At 73.0% G+C, this 4,426-nt stretch carries 4 protein-coding genes and 1 pseudogene; 2 read left to right on the top strand and 3 right to left on the bottom strand.

Features of this window, described 5'->3' with window-relative positions; all coding sequences use genetic code 11:
* Together BN12_RS26515 and BN12_RS18630 are read right to left on the bottom strand one after the other, a co-directional pair.
* Positions 1-1,028, bottom strand: a 1,028-nt coding sequence (locus BN12_RS26515; RefSeq protein ID WP_048554839.1) for an SWIM zinc finger family protein, incomplete at its 3' end; no start/stop codon positions are given.
* A 36-nt stretch (positions 1,029-1,064) separates the two neighbouring features.
* Positions 1,065-2,987: a potassium transporter Kup gene (locus tag BN12_RS18630; RefSeq protein WP_048554837.1), complete on the bottom strand. Its 1,923-nt coding sequence runs from the start codon at positions 2,985-2,987 to the stop codon at positions 1,065-1,067.
* Positions 2,988-3,043: 56 nt separating this feature from the next.
* Here BN12_RS18630 and BN12_RS18625 point away from each other — a divergent pair, with 56 nt between their 5' ends.
* The gene (locus BN12_RS18625; RefSeq protein WP_048554835.1) at positions 3,044-3,553 is read left to right on the top strand and encodes a glutathione peroxidase; all 510 of its coding nucleotides are present in this window, start codon (positions 3,044-3,046) and stop codon (positions 3,551-3,553) included.
* A gap of 6 nt (positions 3,554-3,559) precedes the next feature.
* Here BN12_RS18625 and trxA read toward each other — a convergent pair whose 3' ends face one another.
* Positions 3,560-3,925 (bottom strand): thioredoxin, encoded by a 366-nt coding sequence (gene trxA, locus BN12_RS18620; protein WP_048554833.1) that lies wholly within the window; start codon positions 3,923-3,925, stop codon positions 3,560-3,562.
* 151 nt (positions 3,926-4,076) lie between these two features.
* Here trxA and BN12_RS25405 point away from each other — a divergent pair.
* Positions 4,077-4,426: pseudogene (locus tag BN12_RS25405) on the top strand (hypothetical protein); the annotation flags it as partial.

Below are 4,426 nucleotides of genomic sequence, written 5' to 3'. Positions count from 1 at the left end.
CCCCCCCCACACCACCACCCCCCCCCCCCCCCCCCCCCCCCCAACCCGAGCCGATGGCTCGCCGGCTCGCGGGAGGCCACCGCCCGGCGACCGCCGCTGCGCGAGCCCGCGCCGGACCCCTTGGCCACCGGCCCGGGCACGAAACGGATGCCGGCCTCGACCGCCATCGCGAGCCACGGCCACACCTGGGGGCCGAGCTGGGCGAGATCGATCGTCTGCGGACGGTGGCTGTAGGCGAAGGGCGACGTCGCCTGGTCGATCCGGCACAGCTCGAGGCCGAGGGCCAGGTGGTCGGGCTTGAGGGTCCGCGCCGACAGCTGGCCGAGGGCCTGGTCCCAGCCCCAGGACGCGGTCCAGGTGCCGGCCCGGCTCTCGCGCGTGGGTCGCAACGTGAGGCCGAAGGTCCGCACCCCCGGCACCCGGGTCGCTCGCGACACCGGGGTCACCATGACGACGAGCGGCATCCTCGGCGCCTCGTCGGCACCGAGGGGGTCGGTGACGAGGGGGTCGAGGACGCGGGCCCAGTCCGGCTCGGCGCCGGTCGGGGCCGGTCCGGAGCCGGCTCCGGAGCCGGGGGTGCCCTGCCCCGGTCGGGTCCGGGCGGGTCCCGAGCCGCCCCGGCCCCCGAGAGGGTCCTCGGAGTCCTCGGCCCACAGCGCCCGCAGGACGCTCCCGGCGGGGGCGGGACCGGCATACCCGGAGACGGCTCGGCGGTAGGCCTCCCGGGCCGTGAGGAGGACGGCGACGCAATGCTTGCACCGCACCCCGACCGGGCAGCTGCACCGGCCCGTCCAGCTCGGCGCATCGGATGCCCCGGTGCGCGAGACGAGGGTCTGGTAGGTCGCGTCACGCCCGCCCGAGACCTCGGCGACGAGGACGCGTCCGCGGTCGGCCGTGCCGAGCTGGGTGACCATGGCCCGGTCGAAGTACTCGCGTCCCCGCTGGAAGGTGCCCGAGTCGACGACGCGCCGGATGGCCTGGTCGGACACCTGGTCCACCCAGTCCGCGGCGCGCACGTCGAAGGTCATCCTCCGACCCTAACGACGACCCCGGACACGCGAGCCTCAGAGCTCGATCTGCGACCCGAGGACGACGACCCGCTCGACGGGCAGCCCGAAGGTCACCGGCGAGGAGTTGTGGACCATGCCGATGAACAGCCGTCTCTGCCACCTCGGCAGGTCGGTCCGGCGCCCGTCGGTGACGACCATGTGGGAGAGGAAGTACGTCGCCTCGTCGAGCTCACCCGGCTCCAGGTCGATCTCGGCCGCGACACGCTGGAGTAGCTCGGGCACCCTGATGTGATCCATGAACCCCTGCCGGACGACGGCGAGAAGGATCCCGCTCGCGGCGTACCGGTCGTCGATGTCGACGAGCCGCTCGGGCGCGGCATACGGAACCCCGACGGCGGTCAACGTGACGACGACGGTCCGCTCGTGGAGGACGTGGTTGAACAGGACGTTGTCGCGCAGGGCGAGGGGCACGGTCGCCGGCGTCGCGTGGAGGTAGATCGCCGTGCCCGGGACGCGCCGGACGTCGGCGGCGGCCAGACCGGAGAGGAAGTCCTCCATCGGGCCCTCGACGGCCGTCCGGCGGGCCGTCACCGCGTCCCGGCCGCGCTGCCACGTCACCATGACGACGACGAGGACGGCGGCGATGGTGAGGGGGATGTAGCCGCCGCGGAGGAGCTTGGTGAGGTTCGCCGTCCAGTAGAGGACCTCGACCCCTCCGAGGAGCACACCGACGAGGACGACGCGGCGCCGCGACCAGTGCCACCGGGTCCGGGCGACGGTGAGGAGGAGGGCCGTCGTGAGGACGAAGGTGCCGGTCACCGCGAGACCGTAGGCCGCCGAGAGCCGGCTCGAGCTGCGGAAGAGGAGGACGAGGAGCAGGACGCCGAGGAGGAGCAGCCAGTTGACCGCGGGGATGTAGATCTGCCCGCTGCTCTCGGCCGACGTATGCCGGACCGTGAGCCGCGGGAGCAGGCCGAAGCGCATCGCCTGCCGGGTCATCGAGAAGGCACCGCTGATGACGGCCTGGGAGGCGATGACGGTCGCCGCGGTCGCGAGGACGACGAGGGGGACGACGACCCGGCTCGGCGCGAGGTGGAAGAACGGGTTGGCGACCGCGGCGGGATGGTCGATGACGAGCGCCCCCTGCCCGAGGTAGTTGACGATGAGGGCGGGGAACACGACGGCGAACCAGGCCCGCCGGATGGCGGGCCGGCCGAAGTGCCCGAGATCGGCATACAGGGCCTCGGCGCCGGTGACGGAGAGGACGACGGCGCCCATCGCGATGAAGGCGACCCCGGGATGCCCCGCGGCGAAGGCGAGCAGGTAGGTCGGGGAGAGCGCGAGGAGCACCGAGGGGTGCGCGGCGACGGCCGGTATGCCGAGCGCGGCGAGACTCACGAACCAGACGACCATGACCGGGCCGAAGACCGCCCCGATCCGCTCGGTCCCGCGATGCTGGACGAGGAAGAGGACGACGACGATGACGACCGTGGCCGGCACGGTCCAGTGACTGACGTCCGGAGTCGCGACCTCGAGCCCCTCGGTCGCGGACAGGACGGAGATGGCCGGGGTGATGACGCTGTCGCCGTAGAAGAGGGCGGCGCCGACGATCCCGGCGAGCACGACGTAGGTGCGGACCCGCGACCCGCGCGCGAGACGCTGCCGGGCGAGGGCGGCGAGCGCCACGATGCCGCCCTCGCCGTCGTTGTCGGCCCGCATGACGAGGGCGACGTACTTGAGGCCGACGATGACCAGCACGGTCCAGAAGATCATCGAGATGATCCCGAAGACGTTGTCGCGCGTCGGCTCGACGGCCGCGTGGTCGATGGAGAAGACGGCCTGCAGGGCATACAGCGGGCTGGTCCCGATGTCGCCGAAGACGACGCCGAGCGCCGCGAGGACGAGTGCCGGAGGAGCCGAGCGACGGGCGGAGCCGGCCGGCCCGGCGAGCCGGTCGCCCCGGACCTCGGTGATCACGCCCCCAGTCTCACCCCGACGGCGACTTCCCGCCGGACCGAACTACGCTCGACTCCATGACCGACGCCGCTCCGACCCTCTCCGACTTCTCCGCGACGACGCTCGGCGGGACGGAGCAGCCGCTGTCGGCATACGCCGGCGACGTCGTCCTCGTCGTCAACACGGCGAGCAAGTGCGGGCTCACGCCCCAGTACGAAGGGCTCGAGCGGCTCTACGAGGAGCTCAAGGACCAGGGCCTGGTCGTCCTCGGCTTCCCGTGCAACCAGTTCGGGGCGCAGGAGCCGGGCAGCGCGGACGAGATCGAGGAGTTCTGCCAGGTCAACTACGGCGTGAGCTTCCCGATGTTCGCGAAGATCGACGTCAACGGCTCGGACACCCACCCGCTCTACCGGTGGCTCAAGAAGAGCCGCGGGGGCCTGCTCGGCGGGCCGATCGCCTGGAACTTCACGAAGTTCCTCGTCGGGCGCGACGGATCGGTCATCGCGCGCTACGCGCCGCAGACCGCGCCCGACAGTCTCCGCGGCGACATCGACACGGCGCTGGCGGAGCCCCGGCCCGCCGGGTGAGCCCGCTCAGGCCTGCTGCTGCGCGGCGACCTGCTTCTTGACGTCCTCCATGTCGAGGCCCTTGACACCCTCGATGACCTGCTCGAGGCCGGCCGCCGGCAGGGCGCCCGCCTGGGAGAAGACGAGGATCCCCTCGCGGAAGGCCATGAGCGTCGGGATCGAGGTGATGTTGAGCGCGCCGGCGAGGGCCTGCTCCGCCTCGGTGTCGACCTTGCCGAAGACGACGTCGTCGTGCGTCTCGGACGCCGCCTCGTAGACCGGGGCGAACATCCGGCAGGGCCCGCACCACGAGGCCCAGAAGTCGACGAGGACGATGTCGTTGTCGAGCACGGTCTGCTGGAACTCGGCGGTCGCGAGGTCGCGCGTGGCCATGGGTCTCTCCTCGGTGGGGGTCTGTCGTGCCGGCGGCCCTCGTGGTCGCCGCCCGGCCGGAAGTGCCGGGGTCTCGTCCCGTCCAACACGGCATACCGAGTCGTTGTTCCCCGCTCGCCTCCCGCCCGGGCCGGTGGACGATCATGGGGTCGTGGGTCGTCCCCGGCTCGTCCTCCTCGCGGCGCTCACCGGCGCCGCGGCCGGTGTGGGCGGCGCACTGCTCACCCTGGTCCTCCATCTGGTCCAGCACCTCGCGTTCGGGTATGCGGGCCACGAGACCTTCCTCGTCGGCGTCGAGCACGCCGCGCCGTGGCGGCGGGTCGTGGGGACGACGGTCGCCGGGGCGGTCGTCGGATTCGGCTGGTGGTTCCTGCGGTCCCGCGGCCCGCTCATCGGGGTCCGCGCCGCCCTCGCCGACCCCGCCCGACCCATGCCGGTCCGGCGGACGACGGCGGACGCCCTCCTCCAGGTCGCCGCCGTCGGGGGAGGCGCGTCGGTCGG

This window comes from Nostocoides japonicum T1-X7 (assembly GCF_001046855.1).
Lineage (GTDB): Bacteria > Actinomycetota > Actinomycetes > Actinomycetales > Dermatophilaceae > Nostocoides > Nostocoides japonicum.
This window is presented reverse-complemented; position numbering and strand designations above follow the sequence as displayed.

What these genes read in the sequence shown, in the direction of transcription:
- BN12_RS18625 (WP_048554835.1), top strand. Translation starts at nt 3,044, where the DNA reads ATGACCGACGCCGCTCCGACCCTCTCCGACTTCTCCGCGACGACGCTC.
- trxA (WP_048554833.1), bottom strand. Translation starts at nt 3,925, where the DNA reads ATGGCCACGCGCGACCTCGCGACCGCCGAGTTCCAGCAGACCGTGCTC.